This window comes from Microbacterium sp. AC035 (assembly GCF_979258485.1).
Genome location: NZ_OZ409858.1, coordinates 1,533,860 through 1,557,183 on the forward strand (window position 1 = coordinate 1,533,860; position 23,324 = coordinate 1,557,183).

Consider the following 23,324-nt stretch of genomic DNA (forward strand, 5'->3'; position numbering starts at 1 on the left):
TCATTATGTACGCCAGGCACGCCGAACGCACGTCGTCGACGCGAGAGGGCGGACGGAGCGGGTCAGGCGAGGATGCGGGCGCCGGGCACCGGGCCGTGCACGTGCAGCGACTCGAGCCCGTGCTCGCGCAGCAGCGCCTGGACCTCCTGCGCACCCTCAGGGCTCGCGCAGAGGAGTGCGACCGTGGGCCCTGAACCGGACACGATCCCCTGCAGGGCTCCGGCATGGATGCCGCGCAGGATCGTGGTCTCGAGCTCTGGCCGCTCATGCAGAGCGGCCTCCTGCAGGTCGTTGTAGATGCTCTCGGACAGCAGATCCGGATCCCCCGAGCGCAGCGCCTGCAGCACCGGCGCCGGAACCTCGAGGGACAGAGGCGGATCGTCGGCGAGCGCGCCCTCGGCATCGCGCAGAGCGTCGAGCCGCGCATAGACGACAGGCGTGGACAGCCCCTCGTCGCTCGGGACGAGCACCCAGTCGAAGCGTCCCCTCGCCAGTGCCGGGTTCAGCTGATCTCCACGGCCTGTGCCGACGGCGGTTCCCCCGTGCAGGGCGAACGGCACATCGGCACCGAGGCGTGCCGCGAGCTCGTGCAGGCGCGCCGTCGAGAACCCGGTGCCCCACAGCGCATCGCAGGCCACGAGGGCGGCAGCGGCATCCGCCGATCCGCCTCCCATGCCCCCGGCGACCGGCACGCTCTTGCGGATCTCGAGCGCCACCCCGCCGCCGTATTCCGCGGCGGTCGCCAGCAGCTTCGCCGCCCGCATCGCGAGGTTGCGATCGTCCAGCGGCACCGTGTCGGGGTCTTCGCCCCCCGATACCGTGATCGAGAAGTCGTCGGCATGCCGGGCGATCACGTCCTCGTACAGCGACACCGCCTGGAACACAGTCGCCAGCGCGTGGTACCCGTCGTCGTGACGGCCGCCCACTCCGAGGTAGACGTTGATCTTGCCCGGCGCGCGTACATGCACGGAGTCGGCGGGGGCGGCGAAGCTCATCCGGGTGCTCCCGTCACAGCTCCGTGGACGACGCCCACAGGTCGACGTCGATGGCCCCGGCCGCCTCGTCGATGCGGCTGAGCTCGTCAGCCGTGAACGCCGGGCCGTTGACGGCGGCGATGTTCTCGTCGAGCTGCTCGGGGCGCGACGCGCCGACCAGCGCCGAGGCGACCACCGGGTTGCGCAGCGTCCACTGGATCGCCATCTGAGCCAGAGACTGTCCGCGCTGTTCGGCGATGGCGTTCAGCGATCGGAGCGTCTGCACGGCGGCATCCGGCAGTGGAGCATCCGGCAGCGACCCGCGCTTCTGCGCCCGCGGTGCGGTGCCGTCACCGAGGTATTTGTCGGTGAGCAGACCCTGCGCGAGCGGCGTGAAGGCGATCGCGCCGACACCGGACTGCTCGAGGGTCTCGGTGAGACCGTCCTCGACCCAGCGGTTGAGGATCGAGTACGCCGGCTGGTGGATGACGAGCGGGGTGCCGAGCTCGGTCGCGACGGCGACGGCCTCGGCCGTGCGCTCGGCGCTGTACGACGAGATGCCCACATAGAGCGCCTTGCCCTGACGTACGAGCGTGTCGAGCGCACCGATGGTCTCGGCGACCGGCGTCACGGGGTCTGCACGGTGCGAGTAGAAGATGTCGACGTGGTCGAGGCCCATGCGGGTCAGCGACTGCTCGGCGCTCGCGAGGATGTACTTGCGGCTGCCGAGATCGCCGTAGGGCCCCGGCCACATGTCCCATCCCGCCTTCGACGAGATGATCAGCTCGTCGCGGTAGGGGCGGAAGTCCTCGGCGAAGATGCGGCCGAAGTTCTTCTCGGCCGAGCCGTAGGGCGGACCGTAGTTGTTCGCGAGGTCGAAGTGCGTGATGCCGCGGTCGAATGCGTGACGCAGCAGCGCACGCTGGTTGTCGAGCGGGATGTTGTCGCCGAAGTTCCACCACAGGCCGAGCGAGATCGGCGGCAGGTAGAGCCCTGAGGTGCCGACCTGGCGATACTCGAACTGCTGGTAGCGGCTCTCATCGGCGGCGTACGGCCGGTGCAGCTCAGGGACGTTCGGACGGAAGCGGGGAGACTCGGTCACCGTGCCAGGTTAGCCGGTGATGGCGGCGTCTTCGATCTGAGCGACGTGCCGCGCAATACTGTGATAGTCGTCGACCGTGAGGTCCTCGCCACGAGCAGTCGGCGCGACTCCTGCCGCGATCAGGATCTCGGATGCCGCGGCGGAGCTGCCGAAGAGGTCGGACAGCGCCTGACGCAGCATCTTGCGTCGCTGGTTGAAGGCGGCATCCACGATCTTGAAGGTGAGTCGGCGTTCGTCCTCCGTGCCGCGCTCGCCCTCCGACCGGTCGAAGCCGACGAGGAGGCTGTCGACGTTGGGCACCGGCCAGAAGACCTGACGGGACACGGTGCCCGAGAGCCTCCATTCGCCGTACCAGGCCGCCTTGACGCTCGGGGTGCCGTAGATCTTCGATCCCGGCTTGGCCGCGATGCGCTCGGCGACCTCGGCCTGCACCATCACGACCCCGCGCTTCAGGTACGAGAAGTTCTCGAGGAAATGCAGCAGCACCGGGACGGAGACGTTGTAGGGGAGGTTCGCTACCAGCACGGTCGGCTCGCCGGGCAGCTCGGTGATGCGCAGGGCATCGGCATCGACGACCGTGAGCCTCTCGGCGGGAACGCCGTGCTCGACCGCGGTCTGAGCGAGTCGGGCTGCGAGCCGGTGGTCGATCTCGACGGCGGTGACCGATGCCCCGGTCTCGAGGATCGCGAGGGTGAGAGAACCGAGCCCCGGCCCGACCTCGACGACCCGCTCCCCCGGCTGCACGCGGGCGGCGTGCACGATCTTGCGCACGGTGTTCGCGTCGACGACGAAGTTCTGTCCGAGCTTCTTGGTCGGGGTGACATCGAGCTCGGCGGCGAGCCGGCGGATCTCGGTGGCGCCGAGCAGGGTGACTGTCATTGCTCCATTGTCCCCCACCACCCCTTCCTTCGACGCCGCCGCCGGTGTCCGAACCGGCCAGTAGTCTTCTGTGATGCCCTCCCTCGGTGAACTGATAGCGCCCCGTCGCATGGGCAGGGACTTCCGCTGGCTGCTCGCCTCATCGTGGACGAGCAACGTCGGAGACGGCGTCGCTCTGGCGGCTGCCCCCTGCTCATCGCCTCGATGACGTCGTCGCCGATCCTCGTCGCCGCAGGTGCCATCATGCAGTTCCTCCCGTGGCTGCTGTTCGGGCTGCACGCGGGCGCCATCGCCGACCGGTTCGACCGCCGACGCCTGGTGATGTTCGCCAACGCGGCACGGGCCGTCGTGCTCGCCGGCCTCTGCGCGTTCCTGCTCACCGGCACGGCGAACATCTGGATCGTGCTCGCCGTCGCCTTCCTCTACGGCACGGCAGAGGTCTTCGTCGACACGGCGGGCAGCACGCTGCTGCCGATGCTCGTGAAACCGGCCGATCTCGGCATCGGCAACGCCCGACTGCAGGCCGGCTACCTCGTGGCGAACCAGTTCGCGGGGCCGCCGCTCGGCGCGTTCCTCTTCGCCGCGGGCACGGCGTGGCCGTTCCTGCTCGAGATACTGTGCGTGCTCCTCGCGGTCGTGCTGATCTCCCGCATGGCCCGCACGCCTGTGCCGCCCCGGTCAACGGGAGACGGCGTGAAGTCGCACGTGCACACCGACATCGGCGAGGGACTCCGCTGGCTCTGGCAGAACCCGCCGGTGCGGATGCTGGTGCTGATCATCCTCGTCTTCAACGTCACCTGGGCGGCCCCGTGGGGCGTGCTCGTGCTCTACGCCACCGAGCACCTGAACATGGGCGCCGTCGGCTACGGAGCACTGACCACGGCATCCGCCGCCGGCGGCATCCTGGCCACGCTGTGCTTCGGGTGGCTCGAACGGCATGTATCGTTCGCCACGCTCATGCGTGTCGTGCTGTCGCTCGAAGTGCTGATGCACCTCGCGTTCGCGCTCACCAGCACCGGGTGGGTCGCGCTCGTGATCATGTTCGTCTTCGGCGCCTACGCGTTCATCTGGGGCACGATCTCGACGACCGTCCGTCAGCGCCTCGTGCCGCCAGAGCTGCAGGGCCGGGTCGCCTCGGTCAACATGGTCGGCGTGTTCGGCGGCATGGTCATCGGGCAGGCGCTGGGCGGCGTGATCGCCCAGTTCTGGGGTCTCACGGCTCCGTGGTGGTTCGCCTTCGTCGGCGCCGCGCTCACACTGCTGTTCGTGTGGAAGCCGATCTCGCAGATCGTGTCGGCGAAGCCCGTCTCGGACACGCAGGCGATCGAGACCCAGTCGAACGAGCCTCAGTCGAACGAGCCGTAGACCCGCAGGGTGTTCGCGGCGATCTGCGCAGACAGCTCGCCGACCTCGATGCCGAGTTCGGCGGCCATGAACCGCACCGTGATCGGCACGAGGTAGGGGGCGTTCGGCCGACCGCGCAGCGGCGTCGGTGTGAGGAACGGCGCGTCGGTCTCGACCAGGATGCGATCGAGCGGCGTCACCTTCAGGGCATCCCGCAGGTTCTGCGCGTTCTTGAATGTGACGTTGCCCGCGAAGGACAGGTGGTATCCGGCATCCGCGCAGATCCTCGCCATCACATCGTCGCCCGAGAAGCAGTGGAACACCGTTCTCTCGGGCGCTCCCACCCGGGTCAGCGTCTCGAGCACCGCGTCGTGCGCATCACGGTCGTGGATCTGCATCGCGATGCCGTGCTTCTTGGCGAGCGCGATGTGCGCCTCGAAAGACTCGAACTGCGGTGCTCGGCGCTCCGGTTCGGTGCGGAAGAAGTCGAGACCCGTCTCGCCGATCGCCCGGGTGCGCGGGTGCGCGGCGAGCTCGTCGATCACCGCGATGGCCTCATCGAGGCACCCCTCCTCGGCGTAGGCAGGGGCGTCGTTCGGGTGGATCGCGACAGCCGCGAGCACCCGGGGGTCTGACTCGGCAGCCTCGACCGCCCACCGAGAGGACTCGATGTCGCCCGACGCCTGCACCACACCGGCGATGCCCACAGCCTGGGCGCGGTCGAGCTGCTCGGTCAACGAGAGCGGCTCATCGCCGTCGAGGATCTCGAGGTGCGCGTGGTTGTCGTAGACGGGCACGGCGAGAGGCTCGGGGGCCGCCGGATATCGCAGGTTCTTACGCCCCTCGCCGTCTCGCTGCTGCACGTACGTCATGCTCAGCCGGCGGACTCCACCCGCGGGAACAGCGGGGTGAGGCCGTTGACGCTGGTGCCGGGGCGCAGCACGCCCCAGGCTCCGGCCTCACGGATCGCCTGATCCTGCAGACGGCCGAGGCTCTCGGCGGCGCCCAGGGCGACCCAGAGCTTCTCGGTCGACTGAGGCATCACCGGTGAGAGCAGCACCGCGAGGGCGCGCAGACCCTCGGCGCACGTGTAGAGCACCGTGCCCAGGCGACCGCGCTGAGCCTCTTCGCGGGCGAGCGCCCACGGTTCGTTCTCGGTAATGTACCCGTTGAGGGCATCGACGATCGTCCAGATCGACGAGATGGCCTCGTCGATGCGGAACTGCTCGATCGCGGCATCCGCGTTCGAGGCCGCATCCGCGACGATCTTCTGGATCTCGAGATCCTTCTCGGTGTACTCGGCGGGCGGCGGCACGACACCCTCGAAGTACTTCTCGATCATCGCCGTGGTGCGTGAGGCGAGGTTGCCGAAGCCGTTCGCGAGCTCGGCCTGGTAGCGGGCCGAGAGGTCCTCCCACGAGAACGAGCCGTCCTGGCCGAAGGCGATCGCAGAGAGGAAGTAATAGCGGTACGCGTCGGAGCCGAAGACGTCGGTGATCTCGGTCGGCGCGATGCCGGTGAGCTTCGACTTCGACATCTTCTCGCCGCCGACCAGCAGCCAGCCGTGCGCGAACACGCCCTTGGGCACATCGAGCCCTGCGGCCATGAGCAGGGCGGGCCAGATCACGGCGTGGAAGCGCAGGATATCTTTTCCGACCACGTGATAGGCGGGCCAGCGGCGGTCGAAGTTCTCCTGGTCGGAGCCGTAGCCCACGGCCGTGGCGTAGTTGAGCAGGGCATCGACCCACACGTAGATGACGTGCGACTCGTCCCACGGCAGCGGGATGCCCCAGTCGAACGTCGACCGCGAGATCGAGAGGTCCTTGAGGCCCTGGCTGACGAACGAGACGACCTCGTTGCGCGCCGAATCCGGGCGCACGAAGTCGGGCTGGGTCTTGTAGAGCTCGAGCAGGCGGTCCTGGAACTCGCTGAGCTTGAAGAAGTAGTTCTTCTCCTGCAGCAGCTCGAGCGGCTTCGAGTGGATCGCGCAGACCTTCAGGCCCTCGAAGGGCCCGGTGCCGTCGACGATCTCGGACTCGGGCTTGAACTCCTCACAGCCCACGCAGTAGAGCGCCTCGTACTCGCCCGCGTAGATATAGCCGCGATCGTAGAGTCGCTGGAAGAACGTCTGCACGTTGGTCTCGTGGCGCTCCTGCGTGGTGCGGATGAAGTCGTCGTTCGCCACGTCGAGCGTCTCGAGCAACGGGAACCAGGCCTCTGTGACGAGCTTGTCGACCCACTCCTGCGGGGTGACGTTGTTCGCCGCCGCCGCACGGAGCATCTTCTGGCCGTGCTCGTCGGTGCCCGTGAGCATCCACGTGTCATCGCCGCCCTGACGGTGCCAGCGCGCGAGCGCGTCGACCGCCACCGAGGTGTACCCGTGACCGATGTGAGGCACATCGGAGGGGTAGTAGATGGGCGTGGTGATGTAGAACGATTCGCCTGCGGGCATGGGGACAATTCTAGGTGGGATGCGGGGCGTCGTTACGCTCAGGCGACCGACACCTCGATGCGGTGCCACCCCTGGGCGCCGTCGGGCACGACGTCCGCCGGATCGGACGTCTGCGTCTCGCCGTCCGCGCTGATCGCCCGGCACTCGATCGTGTGCGCACCGCTCTCGGCCGACCAGTCGAGACGCCACTGCACCCAGGTGTCGTCCGAGATGGCGCTGGCGAGCTCGGCCGGACGCCATTCGCCCTCGTCGATGCGCACCTCGACGCCCTCGACACCCACGTGCTGCTGCCACGCCATGCCGGCGATGACGACGTCACCCGACTCGATCCGAGTCCCGCGACTCGGCACGTCGATGCGCGACTGCAGCTTCACCGGCCCTCGCTCCGACCACCCGCGGTCGGTCCAGTACGCGGATGCCCGATCGAACCGGGTGACCTCCAGCTCGGTCACCCACTTGGTCGCAGAGACATAGCCGTAGAGCCCCGGCACCACCATGCGCACCGGGAATCCATGCTCTATCGGCAGCGGATCGCCGTTCATGCCGACGGCGAGCAGTGCGTCGCGGTCGTCGGTGAGCGCCTCGATCGGTGTCGACGCCGTGAACCCGTCGGACGACCGGGACAGCACCATGTCGGCGTCCGGGTCGACGCCCGCTCGGGCCAGCAGCTCGCGGACCGGATGCCCGAGCCAGAGGGCGTTGCCGATCAGGTCTCCGCCCACCTCGTTCGACACGCACGCGAGCGTCACATGCGACTCCTGCATCGGCAGGGCGAGCAGTTCGTCCCACGTGATCACGGTCTCTCGGTCGACCATCCCGTGGATGCGCAGCGTCCAGTCGGCGGGATCGATCCGTGGAACGATCAGCGCCGTGTCGATGCGGTAGAACTCGTCGTTCGAGGTGACGACGGAGGCGAGACCGGGAATGTCGAGTTCGGCGCCCGCCACCACCGCCGGCGCGGGGCTGACCGCCTTCGGCAGTCGCAGCGCACCGCGCACCGTCTCGATCGATCGGGTCACGCCGCGGGCCGCGTTGCCGATGGCGAGCGCCACGATGCCCGTGGCGGCGACGCCGACCGTCCAGAGCAGGAACTGACGGCGTTCCTCATGCTCGGCGCGAAGATAGGGAATCGGATGCACCCTGCGCATGAGCAGCCGCAGGGCGACGACCGCGGTCACGCCGGCGACGAGACCGGGGAGCCAGGCGAACGGCCCCGCGCCCGGGCGGATCATGGCGGCGACGAGGGCGAGCACGCCGAGCGCTGCGAGGATCGCGGACCCCACACCCGCTCGGCGGGACTCCAGGATGCCGGCGACAGCGGCCACCGCCACGAGCACGATCGCGATCCCGGTGAGCAGCGCGATCTTGTCGCCCGTGCCGAACAGCGCGATGGCCGCATCCTTCGCCCAGCTGGGGGCGAGATCGATCAGGCCGCTGCCGATCACCGCGAACGGGCTCGCGCTCGGCTCGACGACCGCTGCGACGAGCTCCGCCAGGCCGACCGCGACGACCGCCGCGCTCAGGCCTGCGGCCGCCGATCGGAGCGTGTCGCCGCGCGTCGTACGGGCTGCATGGCTCATGATCCGAGGGTAACCCCGGGGCAGTGCCCCGGGGTCGTCCGGCTCAGAGCCCGTTGCGACGTGCGACCTCGCCGAGCCAGGCGAGCGAGGGCTTCGGGGAGCGCTCGAACGTCTCGTGGTCGAAGCCGATCAGCCCGAAGGTCGGGCGGAATCCGCTGGCCCACTCGTAGTTGTCGAGCGCGCTCCAGTGCTGGTACGCCTTCACCTCGATGCCGTCGGAGATCGCCCGGTGCAGCCCTTCGAGAGCGCCCTGCGTGTAGGCGATGCGACGGGTGTCGTCGGCCGTCGCGATGCCGTTCTCGGTCACGAGCACCGGCACTCCGCCGCTGCGCTCCCAGGCGCTGCGCACGCCCATCTCGAGAGCCTCGGGGAAGAACTCCCAGCCGGTGAGCGTCGTCTCGACATCGTCCGCCACGGGCCGAGGGCCCTCGGGTCCGATGAACGTGCGGGTGTAGGCCTGCACGCCGACGAAGTCGTCGCCGGCCGACTGGTCGAGGTACCAGTGGTCGCGAGGGTCGCCGTATTCGGCGAGCATCTCGTCGGCACCGGGCTCACCGGTGGAGTGGAACGCCTGCGTCGCGATGGTCCAACCGGCCTGCACCCCCGAGACGGAGTGCAGGATCTCGGAGGCGCGGTGGTGCGCGTCGAGCAACGTGTCGGCGACCGCGAGGTCGGGGTTCGGCAGACCGAAGGCGACGAGGTTGGCCGCATCCTCTCCCCCGGCGAGCATCGCCGCGATGTTCGGCTCGTTGATCGTGCAGACGTACTTCACTCCCTCGAGGATCGGAAGAACCGTCTCCACGTAGCGGGAGAACAGGTCGACCGCGTCGTCCGCACGCCAGAAGCCGTCCTTCTGGAACCACTGCGGCACGGTGAAGTGCATCAGTGTGACCGTGGGGTCGAGTCCGTTCTCGCGTGCCGTGTCGATCATGCGACGGTAGTGGTCGAGCATCGCCCGCGAGACGAACCCGCGCTCGGGCTCGATGCGGGCCCACTCCACAGAGAAGCGGTACGAGTTCAGACCGGCATCCGCCAGCAGACGCATGTCCTCCGGGTACCGGTGGAAGTGGTCGGCGGCGTCGCCCGAGGGCTCCACCATCGACGAACCAGGAGCGTGCTCCATGGCCCACCAGTTGCTGGTCGTGTTGTTCCCCTCCACCTGATGGGCTGCGGTCGCAGCGCCCCAGAGAAAGCCGTCAGGGAATGTGAGCACGAGTGCTCCTCTCTATTTCGAGATTCGGGATGGATTGGGCACGGCGTCGAGCAGCTGCACCGTGTACGGGTCCTCGGGGTGCTGGAGGACCTGAGAGGTCTCGCCGCGTTCGACGACACGACCGCCGTTGAGCACGAGGATGTTCTCGGTGACCAGGCGCGCGCTGAGCAGGTCGTGTGTGATGTAGAGCATGCTGATGCCCCACCTCTCGCGCAGGTCTTCGAGCAGCGCGAGCACTCCGGCACGCAGCGACACGTCGAGCATCGACACCGGCTCGTCGGCGATCAGCACCTGCGGGTCGCTCGCGAGCGCCCGGGCGATGACCACACGCTGACGCTGACCGCCCGACAGCTGATGAGGCAGCTTTGCCGCGAACTGCTCGACCGGCGTGAGTCCCACCGTCTCGAGGAGCTCGAGCACTCGGGCTCGCGCCTCCTGCCCTCGGAGCGGCGTGTAGTTGCGGATCGGCCGACTCAGCGCGTACTCGACCGTGTGCAGCGGATTCAGCGCGGCATACGGGTCCTGGAACACCATCTGCACGTCCTTGCGCAGATCGCGGAGTCCCTTTCGTCTCAGCGTCACGACGTCGACATCGCCGAAGCGGACGGTGCCCTCGGTCGGCTTCTCTACTCCGGTGATGAGCTTCGCGATCGTCGACTTGCCCGATCCCGAGGCGCCGACGAGAGCCAGAGCCTCGCCGGGTTCGAGCCGGAACGACACGTCGTCGACCGCCACGACCGGCTTCTCACCGCGCCGCGGCGCCGGGTAGCGCTTCGACACGCCCTCCACCACGATCGCGGCGTCCGCCCGGCGGGTGTCGCGCTGCGACACCGTGGGCAGGGTCTCGGTCAGGTCGGTGCGCGAATGCCCCTCGCGTCGCCGGGTGCCGAGGTCGACGAATCCGGGGATCGAGATCGACTCGGCTCGGGGGTCGGCGTAGTGGCTCAGCAGCATCCGCGTGTACTCGTCCTTCGGACGGTGCAGGATGTCGAGGCTCGGCGCGTCTTCGACGATCCGCCCCTCGTGCATGACCATCACGCGGTCGGTCGCTTCGAGCACGATGCCCAGGTCGTGGCTGATGAGGATCGCGGTGAAGTGCTCGGAGCGCTGCAGATCCTTGATCGTGTCCATGACGGCGTGCTGCACGAGCACGTCGAGAGCCGTGGTCGGCTCGTCGAAGACCATCAGCTGCGGCTCGAGCGACAGCGCGAGCGCGATCGAGGCGCGCTGGCGCATACCGCCGGAGAGCTCACCCGGGTAGCGGGAGAGCACCACGGGGTCGAGGCCGACCTTGCCGACCAGCTCCCGCGCCCTGGCATCGCGGCTCTCCTTGGCGACGTGCCCGTGAGCCGCGAAGATGTCCCGGAAGTGGTTGCCGATCGTGCGCACAGGGTTCAGCGCGTTCATACCCGACTGCAGCACCATCGCGAACCCGCCCTGACGCTGACGCCGCAGCTCCTCGGCGTCGAGTTCGCGGATGTCGCGGCCGTCGAACAGGATGCGCCCGCCGCTGATGCGGGCCGGGGGCTTCTGCAGCCGTGTCAGGGCGAAGCCGAGCGTCGACTTGCCCGAGCCCGACTCGCCGACGAGCCCGACGAACTCGCCACGACGCAGCGTGAACGAGACGTCCTCGACCGCCGTGACCGGCGTCGTGCCCGGAGAGGCGTACTCGACGGACAGCCCCTGGACATCCAGCAGCACGTCGTCCGTGGGAGTGTTCGCTTGCATGGCGCTCATCGGCCCTTCCCCTCTCGCAGGCGCGGATTGGAGATGCCGTCCACGCCGAAGTTGATCAGTGTCAGGCTCAGAGCGAGCAGGGCGATGCAGAGACCGGGGGCGAACAGCAGCAGCCACTGCCCGGTGAGCAGCGAGTTGGAGTTCTGCGCCCAGTAGAGCATGGTGCCCCAGCTGACGATGCTGGAGTCGCCGAGGCCGAGGAACTCGAGGCCCGCCTCTGCGAGGATCGCCGCGGTCGCCGCCCCGAAGAGCGTGCCCGCGATGATCGAGGTCATGTTCGGCAGGATTTCGCGGAACACGATGCGCGCCCGGCTGTCGCCCGAGAACTGCGCCGACGTGACGAAGTCGTTGCCCCGGAGCGACTGGGTCTGGCTGCGCAGCACTCGCGCACCCCAGGCCCATCCGGTGACGACGATCACCGCGATGATCATCAGGATGCCGCCGTTCTGCAGGTAGGCGGCGATGACGATCATGAGCGGCAGCCCGGGGATCACGAGGAAGAGGTTGACGATGAAGCCGACCACCTCACCCAGGAACCCGCGCATGTAGCCCCAGCTGAGTCCGATCAGCACGGCGACGATCGTCGAGAGGATGCCGGCTGCCATGCCCACCAGCAGGCTGATCTGCGAACCGTAGATCAGCTGGCTCAGGACGTCTTCGCCGGCGGCGGTGGTGCCGAGCCAGTGCGCGGCCGACGCGTCGGCGTTGCGCTCGAACGTGTTCTCCTTGGGGCCGTACGGCGCGAGCAGCGGCGCGAACACCGCGACCACGACGAACAGACCGAGGATGATGAGGCCCAGCCGGGCCTTGCCGTTGGACCAGAGGGTGCCCACCATCCGGGCGAACGAGCGCCACGGGCTGGGAGCCGCGATCCGGTCGGAGGGAACCTTGACATTCATGGTGGAGGTCATCGGCGGGTCCTTGGATCCAGCACGCCGTACAGGATGTCGACGAGGAAGTTGGCGACGAGCACGCTCACGGTGATCATCAGGAAGAGCGCCTGCATGAGCGGGTAGTCCTGCCCGATGACGGCGTTGAAGAGCAGATATCCGATGCCGGGATAGCCGAACACCTGCTCCACGAGGATCGATCCGCCGACGACGCCGCCGAGCGTGAGCCCGAAGCCGGTGAGGTTCGGCAGGATCGCGTTTCGTGCGGCGTAGCGGAGGGCGATGGTACGACCATGCAGGCCGTTCGCCTCTGCGAAGGTCACGTAGTCGTCACCGAGGGTGTTGATCATCGCGTTGCGCATGCCGATGATCCATCCGCCGAGCGACGTCAACAGGATCGTCACCGCCGGGAGGATCGCATGCTGCACGAGATCGATGAAGAAGTCCCAGGTGAAGCCCGGTGTGGTGGTCGCCGAATAGGCGCCGGTCGTCGGGAACCAGTGCAGCACGTACCCGAAGAAGAACAGCAGCAGCAGCGCCGTCCAGAAGTACGGGAAGGTGCTGAGGAACGACCCGGTCAGCGTCGGCAGCGAGTCCAACCACGTGCCACGGCGCCAGGCGGCGGCGGTGCCGATCAGGGTGCCGATCACGAATGCGAGGATCGTGACGATTCCGACCAGGCCGATCGTGTACGGGAGCGCGGTCGAGACCATGCTCGACACGGTCTGCGGATAGAACGTGTACGAGACGCCGAAGTCGAGTCGTGCCACCTGGCCGAGGTAGGCGACGTACTGGTCCCAGATCGACCCGGTCGGCACGCCGAGCTGGGCCTCGATCGCTGCCCGCGTCGCATCCGACACCGGACCGTTCTGCGACAGCTTCGCGATCGCGGCGTCGGCCGGCGAGCCGGGCATGAGGCGCGGAAGGAAGAAGTTCAGCGTGATGGCGGCCCACAGCGTGAGCACGAACAGGCCGATCTTCTGGAGGACGTACTTCATCGGTCATCCTCCTTCACACGCTCGAGCCGGGTGAAGATGCCCAGAGGTGCCGAGTCGTAGTTCTGCGGGATCATGTACGGGTCGTCCTCTGTGGGCCATCCGGTGAACTTGGAGTCGTTGAACAGGCCCCAGATGCCGCCGTAGTAGAGGCCGATGACCGGCATCTCCTCGTAGACGATGGCCTGCAGCTCCTGCACGATCTCGGTCTGGCGCGCGGGGTCGACGGTCTCGCGGTACTCCTTGAGCAGCGCGTCGGCTTCGTCCGAGCGGTACCGTTCGAAGTTGTTGGCGGTGGGTTCGCCGGACCCGGACGGCACATAGAACTCGCTCGAGAGCAGGTTGTTGTAAGCCTGGTAGACGTCGCCGTTGCCCATGCCGCCGATGGCCATCTCGAAGTCGCCGTTGCTGATGGCGCTCTGGTAGCCGGCAGGCTGAGGAAGCTTGAGCGTCACCTTGACGCCGACCTTCGCCAGCTGGCTCTGCACCGTCTGCGCGGCGCGGGTCCAGTCGGAGAAGCCGTTGGCCGTGGTCAGCGCGAACTCGAGCTGCTTTCCGTCGGCGCCGACGAGGCGGTCGCCGTCGAGGGTGTATCCCGCTTCGGCGAACGCCGCGAGTGCGGCATCCGTGTCCTGCGTGATCATGCCCCCGTCGGGGATGCTCGGGTCGAGGAACTCCTCCTGGTTGGGAAGGACGAGCCCGGTCTGCCCTGCGGGCTCCATGTACCCCTCGGATGCGGTCTCGGCGATCTCCTCGCGATCGAGCGAGAGGGCGATGCCTCGGCGCACGTTGACGTCGTCGAACGGTGCGACCTCGAGGTTCGGCATCAGCCCGATCACGCCACCAGGCGGGAACCACCAGGCGTTGTGCTCGCTTGCCGCGCCCCACGTGCCCTCGACATCGGAGATGAACGAGTACGCCCAGTCGTAGCCGCGCGTGACGGTGTCGAGCTGCGAGTTCGTGGACGGCAGGACGATGTGCTCGATCTCGATCTTGTCGGCCTGCCAGTAGTCGGGGTTCTTGTCCACCGAGTACTGCTGGTCGTTGTAGTTGCCGAGCACGAACGGGCCGGTGCCGACCGGGTTCTCGTTGCGATACGTGCCCGGATCCTTCACATCCGACCAGAGGTGCTCGGGCACGATCATGGTCTGGCCGAGGATCGGCAGCGACGGCGCGTCATCGGTCTGCAGGTGCATGATGACGTTGTCTCCGTCGACCTCGACGGTGTCGAGGTGCTGCCAGGCGCCCTTGATGTCGAGTGAGGGGTTGTCCTTGAGCAGCTGGAAAGTGAACGCCACGTCCTCGGGCGTCAGCTTCTCGCCGTCGCTCCACTCGACGTCATCGCGGATCGTCATCACGATCGTGCGGGCGTCGGGCTGCGACCATTCGCTCGCCAGCCAGGGGTTCTGGGTTCCGTCGAGCGGGTTCACCAGGATCAGAGGCTCATAGATCCACCTCGACGCGGTGCGCGTGTTGGTGAGATACGGGTTGAAGTTCCGCGTGAAGAACGGGTTCCCCTTGTCCGCATTGATGAGCATCGTGTCGTCGCCGATCGATGGATCGGGCTGCGAACTGATCTGGATGCTGCAACCGCTGAGCACGACGGCTGCTGCCGCCAGTCCCACGATCGCGGCTCTCCGCCAGCGCCGGAGCATGTGCGTCTTCGCCACACTGCCACCTCATGTCGTCTGTGTCATGAAGGGGGTCCCGGGGGTCGGGGCGCCCCACGGCATACGCCGCATGAGCGATTGTAAGCGCATACATTTTGCGATTGCAACCCCTTGACAAGGGTTTCAGCTGCTCCCATAGCCCTCGGAGACAGGGATGGGAGCGGTGCCAAACTCGTGGCTACTCGGGGCGCTGCGAGCTCTCGCGGACGAGGATCTGCAGGGGCAGGCGCACGGTCATCGGATCGGCATCCGGCTGCTCGAGACGGCGCGCGAGCAGCTGCACGGCGGCGCGCCCGAGGTCGATCATCGGCTGGCGGACGGTCGTGAGCGCGGGGCGCGAGAGCGCGGCCGCCTCGAGCCCGTCGAAGCCGGTGACCCTTACGTCGTCCGGCACGCGGATGCCTGCGGAGTGGAACGCGTCGATCGCACCGAGAGCCATCTGATCGTTCGCCGCGACCAGCACAGACGGCACCCCGTGGGCGATGAGCCGCTCCCCCGCGGCGTGACCCGACGCGCGGGTGAAGTCGCCGCGGAGAACCGTCACGTCGTCGATCGCGAGCCCCGCCTCGGCGACCGCGGTCGCGAAGCCCTCCCAGCGCTGCGCGCCGTCGGGCGAGTCCTCCGGACCGCCGAGGAAGGCGATGCCCCCGGGGTCGGCCTGTGCGAGCACGAGACGCGTGAGCTCGGTCATCGCCTCGGCGTTGCTGACCGTCACGTGGTCATAGCTGTCGCCCCGCGCGGGGCCCGAGAGCACGACCACAGGGATCCGCTGAGCGAGCCGGGCGAGCACGTCATCCGGCACGCTCTGCGCCAGCACCATCAGCCCGTCGACCCGGCCGGCGATGTCGCGCACGGTCTCACGGGTGGGATCGTCCCTGCCTACGCCGATCATGAGCACGAAGCCCTGCTTCCACGCCTCGAGCTCGGCACCACGCAGCACCTCGTCGAGGAACAGCATGGTCGGATGCGGCGCATCGGCGTCCGCAGGCGCCTGCTCGACCGTGAACGGCGGCGCGTCGGCCTGTTCCTCGGCGAGCACATCGAGCACCGGCGCGTCCTCCGACGCGTCGAAACCCGGGAAGTAGAGGCCCATCACCCCGGTGCGCCTTTCGGCCAGGCCGCGCGCACTGCCGCTGGGCACGTACCCGAGCTCCGAGACGGTGTCGAGCACGCGCTCGCGCGTGGCGGGGCGCACGGCATCCGGCTGCCGCAGCACGCGTGACACAGTGGCGATCGAGACCCCGGCGCGCTCTGCGACGTCGTAGACGGTCGCCTTCTTGCTCACGCTTGGTCCTCCTCCGGTCGCGTGTGCACCAGGGTACCCGCCGCGAGAGCAGAACGATCGCCGCGAAAGCGCACCGCATCGAGCGCCGCATGCACGGTCTGAACTCCGAGCGCCTCGGTGACAGGCGGCAGCCCCGGGAGAGTGATCCGCATCAGCAGCGGGCCGGTGAGCAGGTCGGCTATCCAGTCAGGATCCGAGTCATCCGAGATCTCGCCGCGGGTGACGGCCCGCGCCAGGACGACGTGCGTGAACGCACGACGCGGGGCGAGATAGGCGTCGACGAACGGCACGGCCTGCTCCGGACGCCCCTCGACGTGCGCGGCCCAGCCGACGAGACCTCGAGCGATGGCACGATCGGAGAAGAGACGAACCTGACGACGTTGGATCTCGCAGAGGTCGCCCACCAGCGACCCCGTGTCGATGTCGGAATCGAGCCCATGCCGATCCTCGAGGAGTCGCGGAACGACCGACGCCAGGTCTCGAAATCGTCGGTAGAACGCGGGCTTGTTGGATCCCGCGCGGCGCACGACATCGTCCACCGAGACGCGTGCGTAGCCACGCTCCTCGACGAGCACCGCGAACGCGTCGAGGATCGCGCGATCGATCTCCCCTTTACGCGGCCTACCGCTCGATGTCATTATGTGACTCATCGTAACGTTAGGGGGTCGTGATGTACACGATGATCGTGCGCGCCACGGTGCGTGGTGTCTTCGCGAAGATCAATCACGGCGATTACCACGCCATGGTCGACGGACTCGCCGACGAGTTCACCTATGTGTTTCATGGCGAGCATGCGCTCGGTGGCCGGCGCACGACCGCGGACGCCATGAATCGGTGGTGGGAACGGACGCTGCGGCTGCTGCCCGGAGCTCAGTTCACCTTGCTGGACGTCCTCGTCAACGGACCGCCCTGGCGGACGAGGGTGGCGACCCGGGCTCGAGTATCGGGAGATCTGCCCGACGGCACCCGCTACGAGAACACAGTGTTCCAGTTCCTCACGTTGCGATGGGGCCGAGTGACGGACGTGGAGACGGTCGAAGACCTGCAGGTCCTGCAGCACGCGCTCGCCGTCGTCGCGGCCTCGGGAGTCGACGAGGCCCTCGCCGAGCCCATCGAGGACTGAGGCCCGCTATCGACGGATCGCCGAGATCTCGCCGTGAGGGCGGGTGCTGATCTCGCCCGGCTCCCGCCCGCGGGTCTCCATCGACACGACCTCGAAGCCCGCGTCGGCGAGGAGTGCGGCGAGCGCGTCGGCCGACCAGAAGTACGCCGGGGCGACGGCGTGCGCGAACGGCTCGCGCGGCTCTCCGTCGAAGAACCCGATCAGGATGCTGCCGCCCGATGCGAGCGCACGGGAGAACTCTGCGAAGATCTCGGGCACGGCCTCCGGAGGTGTGTGGATCAGCGAGTACCAGGCGAGGATGCCGCCGAACGACCCGCTGTCGAACGGCAGATCGCGGAACGAGCCGACCTCGAACGGGATACCGGGGTGCTGCATCCGCGCGGTCGCGATGAACTCGGCCGACAGGTCGACTCCCCGCACCTCGCGCCCGCCCCTGCCGAGGAACTCGGTCCAGTGCCCGGGCCCGCAGCCGGCATCGAGCAGCTGTCCCGGGGCCGCGTCGCGCCAGGCTGCGATGGACGCCCTATCCCGCGCGTCCATCTGCCCGATCGCGCCGGCCAGCTCGACGTACTCCGCGGCCCTGGCGTCATAGGCGGCCGCGATGCCGGCATCCGCGCCCATCAGCTGCGAGCGGCCAGCGCTGCCTGATACAGGTCGCGCGACGAGAGGCCTGTGGCCGCGGCGACCTCGGCGCATGCCTCTTTCAGGCGCACACCCGATGCCACGAGGTGTTGCACCTGCGCGAGAGCGTCTTCTGCAGAGGATTCCCGGTGAGGGGCGCCCTCGACCACGACGACGATCTCGCCCTTGACGCCCGCCGTCGCCCACTCGACGAGCTCGGCGGAGGTGCCGCGGCGCACCTCCTCGTAGAACTTGGTCAGCTCGCGGCACACGGCGATGCGACGGTCGGCACCGAACGCGACGCCCATGTCGGCGAGCGCCGACGCCAGCCGGGCGGGCGACTCGAAGAACACCATCGTGCGGGGCTCGACGGCGAGCGCCCGCAGGGTCGACCGCCGCTCCCCCGGCTTGCGCGGCAGGAACCCCTCGAACGTGAAACGATCGGTCGGCAGCCCCGAGATCGAGAGCGCCATCAGCACCGCGCTCGGCCCGGGGATCGCCGTCACGGTCACACCCTGCGCGACGGCTTCGGCGACGAGCGCGTAGCCGGGGTCGCTGATGGCCGGCATCCCCGCATCGCTCACGACGACGACGTCGGTCTCGATGGCGAGGGTCGCGAGCTCTGCCGCCTTCTGCTTCTCGTTGTGGTCGTGCAGCGCGATCAGCCGCGGCCGGTTCGTGATCTGCAACGCCTGCAGCAGCCGTCCGGTGGTGCGGGTGTCCTCCGCGACGACGACCTCGGCGTTCTCCAGCACTTCGACGAGGCGACGCGAGACATCACCGAGGTTTCCGATCGGTGTTGCGGCGAGGATGATCACCCGTCCAGCTTAGGCGGGGCCCATCGGCGGAGTGTCTAGGCTGGTGCGGTGACCGCGCCCCTGCCCCTGCTTCCTCCACCCGAGGAGCGTCTGACACGCTACGAGCGACTGCGCGACCGCGTCCTGCGGGATCCGGACTGGGGGCGCACGATGCGCTGGTTCGCGCCGCTCGTCGTGACCGCCCTGGCCGCGGTGCTGCGCCTGGTCAACCTCGGCCACCCGCACCAGCTCGCCTTCGACGAGACCTACTACGTCAAGGACGCCTGGTCGCTCTGGACCCTCGGATACGAGGGCACCTGGGGCAAGGACGCCAACGAGGCGTTCATCACACTGCAGGAGCTGCCGCTGTCGGACGCCGGATCGTTCATCGTGCATCCGCCCCTCGGCAAATGGCTGATCGCCCTGGGGATGGCTGTCGGAGGCCCGGACAACACGGTGGGCTGGCGCATCGCGACGGCTGTCCTAGGCACGGCCACAGTGCTGCTCGTCTACCTGGTGGCCCGCAGACTGACCGGCTCGCTCGTGGTGGCCACCGTCGCCGGCAGCCTGCTCGCGATCGACGGCCTCAGCATCGTGATGAGCCGCACCGCGCTGCTGGACGGTCCGCTCACGTTCTTCGTGATGCTCGGTGCACTGTTCATCCTGGTCGACCGCGAACGGTCGATACCCCTGCTCGAACGCACCGACCCCGACTCCCCCGAACCGATGTGGGGGCCCGTGCTCTGGCGACGCCCCTGGCTGATCGCCGCGGGTGTCGCCCTCGGCGCCGCATGCGCCGTCAAATGGTCCGGGCTGTACGCGCTCGCCGCCTTCGGGCTCTACGTCGTGGTGACGGATGCTCTGGCGAGACGCCGCGCCGGCATCGTGCTGTGGCCGACCGCCGCCGCGTTCCGCCAGGGTCCGGTGTCCTTCGTGTTGCTGGTGCTGCCGGCGCTCGCCACGTACCTCGTCAGCTGGACGGGGTGGCTCGTCACGGCCGGCGGCTATGCCCGTCAGAGCGATCCCAATCCGCTGATCGCGCTGTGGAACTACCACGAGGCGATCCTGAACTTCCACGTCGGTCTCAGCAAGGGCCACCCCTACGCGAGTCCCGCCTGGGAGTGGCCGCTGCTGCTTCGGCCCACAGCGGTCTGGGTGGGGACTGATCCTGCGCCCTGCGGCGTCGACCACTGCATCGCGGTGATCTCGACGATCCCCAATCCACTCATCTGGTATGTCGGCGTCGCCGCGGCGCTTTATCTGATCTACCGGCTCGTGCGCGGATGGATCGACCGCACGCCGGTCGGCCCCGCGTTCACGTTCCCGCTGGTCGGACTCGCTGCGACTTACGTGCCCTGGCTGCTGTTCCCCGAGCGCACGATCTTCCAGTTCTACACCGTGGCCATGGCGCCGTTCCTCGTGATCGCGCTCGCGGTCGCTCTCCGTCAGATCGGGGGCCGACGGGAGGACCCGCTGCATCGCCGCCAGTCGGGAGAGCGCACGGTGATGGTCTTCCTCGTCATCGTGCTGCTCGTCTCCGCGTTCTACTACCCGGTGTGGACAGGCATGAGCGTGCCCTACGACTTCTGGCTGCTGCACAACTGGCTGCCCGGCTGGATCTGATCCTCAGCCGGCGTCGCCGGCGACATGCTCGACCAGAGGCAGCACCCGCCCGGAGAGGTGCGTCCGCATCGCGATCGAGGAAGCCGTGCGAGCGACCCCCGGCACCAGAGCGACCCGATCGAGCACCTCCTGCAGCTGGGTCGCGTCACGGGCGACGAGCCGCAGCTGCATGTCGCTCGCTCCGGTGACCGTGTGCATGTCGACGATCTCGGGCACCGCATCGGCGAGGGCCGTGGCGACGTCGTCATGGCCGACCTTCTGATCGATCTCGACGAGGCAGAACGCGACGACGCCGTAGCCGAAGCCGGCAGGGTCGACACGCGGCACGATCGCCTCGATCACTCCGCCCTCGTGCAGTCGCGCCAGCCGGCTCGTGGCCGTTCCCCTCGCCACTCCCAGACGTCTCGCACACTCGAGGATCGGCAGCTGCGGAGACTCGGTGAGCATCCGGATCAGCTCGGCGTCGAGGCGATCGATGTGCACGGTCAGTCCACGACCACGCGGTCGCGCTCGCTGGTGACACCCGGGCGCGAGGCATTCCGCGTGAGTCGCGCGACGATCAGGAGCACCACGGTCAGGCCGATGGTGAGCAGCAGCTGCACGCGAGCGGCGCCGTCGATCATCGTGAGCGCGATGACACCGGCGAGGAGCGCCAGGCACAGCCAGGACAACCAGGGGAAGCCCCACATGCGCATCGGCATGTCCTCCCCCGCCCGATCGGCACGGCGGCGAAGGATGATCTGCGACACGGCGGTCGCCGTCCAGATGATCAACAGCGTGGATCCGACGACGTTGAGGAGCGCGGGGAGCACCACATCGGGGAACGCCCAGTTCAGTCCCACGGTGACGAAGCCGAACGCGACGGAGGCGAGCACAGCGACCACCGGCACGCCCTTCGACGTGGTGCGGGTCGCAGCAAGCGGAGCGAGACCGCGCTCGCCGAGCGAGTAGGCCATGCGCGATGCGCCGTAGATGTTCGCGTTCATCGCCGAGAGCAGTGCGATCACCACGATGAGATCCATCACGAGCCCGACGCCGGGCAGCTGCAGCGTGTCGAGCACGGCAGAGAAGGGGCCGTCCTTGACGGCCGGGTCGTTCCACGGCAGCACCGACACGATCACGAAGATCGAGCCGACGTAGAAGATCAGGATGCGCACGAGCACCTCGCGCACGATGCGGCGGATGTTGCGCGCGGGGTCGTCGGACTCGGCGGCCGCGATCGCGACGACCTCGGTGCCGCCGAACGCGAAGACCACGATCAGCAGCGCGGCGGCGATGCCGGTCAGCCCGTTCGGTGCGAAGCCGCCGTTGTCGACCAGGTTTCCGATGCCTGTCGCGGGAACACCGGGGATGAAGCCGACGATGGCGCACACGCCCACGACGAGGAACACGATGATCGCGGCGACCTTGATCGCGGCGAACCAGAACTCGAATGTGCCGTAGTTGCGCACCCCGAACAGGTTGACCGCAGTCAGGGCCACGACGAAGACGAGCACCCACACCCAGGCCGGGATGCCGGGGATCCAGGCGGAGATGATCCCTCCGGCGCCGGTCGCCTCCGCCGCGATCACCACGACGAGCTGGATCCAGTAGAGCCAGCCGACGGCGCTTCCGGCACTGCGTCCCATGGCCTTCTGCGCATACGAGCTGAAGGCACCGGAGCTCGGCCGGGCGGCGACCATCTCTGCGAGCATCGCCATGATCAGCACCACGATGCCGCCCGCGACGAGGTAGGAGATCAGCACAGCGGGACCTGCGATGCTGATCGCCTGACCTGAACCGACGAACAGCCCGGCGCCGATCGCGCCGCCGAGTCCCATCATCGAGATCTGCCGACGAGTCAGCCCCGGGTGCAGACCTTTCGTCGTGGTCGTCGTGGTCGGAACCTCGGTCATGCGCGCGCCTCCTGCAGTGCGGTCTCAGCCTGGAGCGCTGACTGCACCCGGTCTATGTCCTCCATTGAACCCGATGAGATGCGGATCCCCTCACCGGCGAAGACCCGTGTGATCACACCACCCTCGTTCAACAGGGACTCGAGCTCGTCCGTGCGGTCGCCTGCGGGGACCCAGACGAAGTTCGCCTGCGAGGCGACGGCGGGCCATCCGGCGTCGACGAGCAGCGCCTGCAGGCGATCGCGGTGCGCGACGACCTCGTCGATGCGCACCGCGAGCTCGTCTTCCGCGTCGAGGGATGCGAGTGCGGCGGCCTGGGCGAGGTCGGTCACGCCGAACGGCACGGCGACCTTGCGCTGGCTGTCGGCCACCGCGAGCGGCGAGAGCGCGTAGCCGATGCGCAGACCGGCGAGCCCGTACGCCTTCGAGAAGGTGTGCAGCACCGCGACGTGCGGATGCCGATGGAACAGCTCGACGCCCGCCCCGTACGACCCGGTGCGGTCGAAGTGCACGTAGGCCTCATCGATCACGACCAGCACATCGCGCGGCACAGCGGCCACGAACGCCTCGAGGTCTGCGGCATCTACGACCGTTCCGGTCGGGTTGTTCGGGTTGCACACGAAGATCAGCCTCGTGCGCGGAGTGATCGCGGTGAGCATGGCATCGAGGTCGTGGGCATGCTCGGCGTTCAGCGGCACCGGGATGGGAGTCGCGCCGGCGATGCGCACGAGTGACGGGTAGGCCTCGAACGACCGCCACGCGAACATGACCTCGTCGCCCTCACCGGCGACGGCATGGATGAGCTGGGAGGCGAGTTCGACGGAGCCGGCGCCCACGGTGACGACGGCCGGATCGACCCCGTAGCGCTCCGCCAGGCGCTCGCGCAGAGCGGCGGCGCTCATGTCGGGATAGCGGTGGATCGTGGAGAGGCGCTGCTGCACCGCGTCGACGACGGACGGGAGCGGCGGGTGCGGCGACTCGTTGGAGGAGAGCTTCGAGGCACCGGCCGGCGCGGAGCGCCCCTGGCGGTAGGCGGGCACGGCGTCGAGGCCGGCACGGGTGGGAAGAGTCATCGTCTGAGCGTCCTTGCTGAGATGCGGTGGCGGCCGAGCGGCGCCTGCTGTCGCGCAACACTAGACCGAGGATC

20 protein-coding genes and 1 pseudogene are annotated in these 23,324 nt (G+C 68.4%); 3 read left to right on the top strand and 18 right to left on the bottom strand.

What is annotated here, in order from left to right; genetic code table 11:
• Positions 1-62: 62 nt before the first annotated feature.
• Genes ACZ0AA_RS07445 through rsmA form a run of 3 tightly spaced genes read right to left on the bottom strand, consistent with a single transcriptional unit; the run spans position 63 to position 2,955 of the window.
• Positions 63-995: a 4-(cytidine 5'-diphospho)-2-C-methyl-D-erythritol kinase gene (locus ACZ0AA_RS07445; RefSeq protein ID WP_463512558.1), complete on the bottom strand. Its 933-nt coding sequence runs from the start codon at positions 993-995 to the stop codon at positions 63-65.
• Between the two features lie 13 nt (positions 996-1,008).
• The gene (gene mgrA, locus ACZ0AA_RS07450; protein WP_400865196.1) at positions 1,009-2,076 is read right to left on the bottom strand and encodes an L-glyceraldehyde 3-phosphate reductase; all 1,068 of its coding nucleotides are present in this window, start codon (positions 2,074-2,076) and stop codon (positions 1,009-1,011) included.
• A gap of 9 nt (positions 2,077-2,085) precedes the next feature.
• Positions 2,086-2,955 carry a 16S rRNA (adenine(1518)-N(6)/adenine(1519)-N(6))-dimethyltransferase RsmA gene (gene rsmA / locus ACZ0AA_RS07455; protein WP_400865199.1) on the bottom strand — a complete coding sequence of 290 codons (870 nt, stop codon included), beginning with the start codon at positions 2,953-2,955 and terminating at the stop codon, positions 2,086-2,088.
• Positions 2,956-3,028: 73 nt separating this feature from the next.
• Here rsmA and ACZ0AA_RS07460 point away from each other — a divergent pair.
• Positions 3,029-4,320 (top strand): annotated as a pseudogene (locus ACZ0AA_RS07460) (MFS transporter).
• On the opposite strand, the gene ACZ0AA_RS07465 reads toward ACZ0AA_RS07460, so the two are convergent.
• The 10 genes from ACZ0AA_RS07465 to ACZ0AA_RS07510 form a co-directional block, all read right to left on the bottom strand.
• Entirely contained in the window at positions 4,302-5,171 is an 870-nt protein-coding gene (locus ACZ0AA_RS07465; RefSeq protein ID WP_463512559.1) for a TatD family hydrolase, read from the bottom strand. The pseudogene ACZ0AA_RS07460 and the gene ACZ0AA_RS07465 overlap by 19 nt on opposite strands.
• Positions 5,172-5,173: 2 nt before the next feature.
• On the bottom strand, positions 5,174-6,751 hold the full coding sequence (gene metG / locus ACZ0AA_RS07470) for a methionine--tRNA ligase (RefSeq protein WP_463512560.1): 1,578 nt from the start codon (positions 6,749-6,751) through the stop codon (positions 5,174-5,176).
• A gap of 38 nt (positions 6,752-6,789) precedes the next feature.
• A complete protein-coding gene (locus ACZ0AA_RS07475) occupies positions 6,790-8,331 on the bottom strand; it encodes a molybdopterin-dependent oxidoreductase (protein WP_463512561.1) in 1,542 nt (513 codons plus the stop codon).
• A 43-nt stretch (positions 8,332-8,374) separates the two neighbouring features.
• Positions 8,375-9,544 carry a glycoside hydrolase family 1 protein gene (locus tag ACZ0AA_RS07480; RefSeq protein WP_400865214.1) on the bottom strand — a complete coding sequence of 390 codons (1,170 nt, stop codon included), beginning with the start codon at positions 9,542-9,544 and terminating at the stop codon, positions 8,375-8,377.
• A 12-nt stretch (positions 9,545-9,556) separates the two neighbouring features.
• Entirely contained in the window at positions 9,557-11,281 is a 1,725-nt protein-coding gene (locus ACZ0AA_RS07485; protein WP_463512562.1) for an ABC transporter ATP-binding protein, read from the bottom strand.
• Entirely contained in the window at positions 11,278-12,192 is a 915-nt protein-coding gene (locus ACZ0AA_RS07490) for an ABC transporter permease (RefSeq protein ID WP_463512563.1), read from the bottom strand. The genes ACZ0AA_RS07485 and ACZ0AA_RS07490 overlap by 4 nt, the downstream gene beginning before the upstream one ends.
• Complete coding sequence (locus ACZ0AA_RS07495) at positions 12,189-13,169, bottom strand: ABC transporter permease (protein WP_053097107.1); 981 nt, start codon at positions 13,167-13,169, stop codon at positions 12,189-12,191. Before ACZ0AA_RS07495 ends, ACZ0AA_RS07490 begins: the two co-directional genes overlap by 4 nt.
• The gene (locus tag ACZ0AA_RS07500) at positions 13,166-14,836 is read right to left on the bottom strand and encodes an ABC transporter substrate-binding protein (RefSeq protein WP_463512564.1); all 1,671 of its coding nucleotides are present in this window, start codon (positions 14,834-14,836) and stop codon (positions 13,166-13,168) included. Before ACZ0AA_RS07500 ends, ACZ0AA_RS07495 begins: the two co-directional genes overlap by 4 nt.
• A gap of 178 nt (positions 14,837-15,014) precedes the next feature.
• Positions 15,015-16,121, bottom strand: a complete 1,107-nt coding sequence (locus ACZ0AA_RS07505; protein WP_400865227.1) for a LacI family DNA-binding transcriptional regulator — start codon at positions 16,119-16,121, stop codon at positions 15,015-15,017.
• Positions 16,118-16,759 (bottom strand): TetR/AcrR family transcriptional regulator, encoded by a 642-nt coding sequence (locus ACZ0AA_RS07510; RefSeq protein ID WP_463512565.1) that lies wholly within the window; start codon positions 16,757-16,759, stop codon positions 16,118-16,120. Before ACZ0AA_RS07510 ends, ACZ0AA_RS07505 begins: the two co-directional genes overlap by 4 nt.
• A gap of 32 nt (positions 16,760-16,791) precedes the next feature.
• Here ACZ0AA_RS07510 and ACZ0AA_RS07515 point away from each other — a divergent pair, with 32 nt between their 5' ends.
• Positions 16,792-17,244 carry a nuclear transport factor 2 family protein gene (locus ACZ0AA_RS07515; RefSeq protein WP_463512566.1) on the top strand — a complete coding sequence of 151 codons (453 nt, stop codon included), beginning with the start codon at positions 16,792-16,794 and terminating at the stop codon, positions 17,242-17,244.
• 6 nt (positions 17,245-17,250) lie between these two features.
• Here ACZ0AA_RS07515 and ACZ0AA_RS07520 read toward each other — a convergent pair whose 3' ends face one another.
• Positions 17,251-17,865: a class I SAM-dependent methyltransferase gene (locus tag ACZ0AA_RS07520; protein ID WP_400865236.1), complete on the bottom strand. Its 615-nt coding sequence runs from the start codon at positions 17,863-17,865 to the stop codon at positions 17,251-17,253.
• Positions 17,865-18,683: a 16S rRNA (cytidine(1402)-2'-O)-methyltransferase gene (rsmI, locus tag ACZ0AA_RS07525; RefSeq protein WP_400865239.1), complete on the bottom strand. Its 819-nt coding sequence runs from the start codon at positions 18,681-18,683 to the stop codon at positions 17,865-17,867. Before rsmI ends, ACZ0AA_RS07520 begins: the two co-directional genes overlap by 1 nt.
• A 48-nt stretch (positions 18,684-18,731) precedes the next feature.
• Between rsmI and ACZ0AA_RS07530 the strand changes: the two genes are divergently transcribed.
• Positions 18,732-20,285 carry a dolichyl-phosphate-mannose--protein mannosyltransferase gene (locus ACZ0AA_RS07530; protein WP_400865242.1) on the top strand — a complete coding sequence of 518 codons (1,554 nt, stop codon included), beginning with the start codon at positions 18,732-18,734 and terminating at the stop codon, positions 20,283-20,285.
• 3 nt (positions 20,286-20,288) lie between these two features.
• Here the strand turns inward: ACZ0AA_RS07530 and ACZ0AA_RS07535 are convergent, their stop codons facing one another.
• Genes ACZ0AA_RS07535 through hisC form a run of 3 tightly spaced genes read right to left on the bottom strand, consistent with a single transcriptional unit; the run spans position 20,289 to position 23,250 of the window.
• Positions 20,289-20,768: an Lrp/AsnC family transcriptional regulator gene (locus ACZ0AA_RS07535; RefSeq protein WP_400865245.1), complete on the bottom strand. Its 480-nt coding sequence runs from the start codon at positions 20,766-20,768 to the stop codon at positions 20,289-20,291.
• A 2-nt stretch (positions 20,769-20,770) separates the two neighbouring features.
• Positions 20,771-22,180, bottom strand: coding sequence for an amino acid permease (locus ACZ0AA_RS07540; protein ID WP_400865247.1), 1,410 nt, complete (start codon positions 22,178-22,180; stop codon positions 20,771-20,773).
• Positions 22,177-23,250: a histidinol-phosphate transaminase gene (hisC, locus tag ACZ0AA_RS07545; protein ID WP_400865249.1), complete on the bottom strand. Its 1,074-nt coding sequence runs from the start codon at positions 23,248-23,250 to the stop codon at positions 22,177-22,179. The genes ACZ0AA_RS07540 and hisC overlap by 4 nt, the downstream gene beginning before the upstream one ends.
• Positions 23,251-23,324 lie beyond the last annotated feature (74 nt).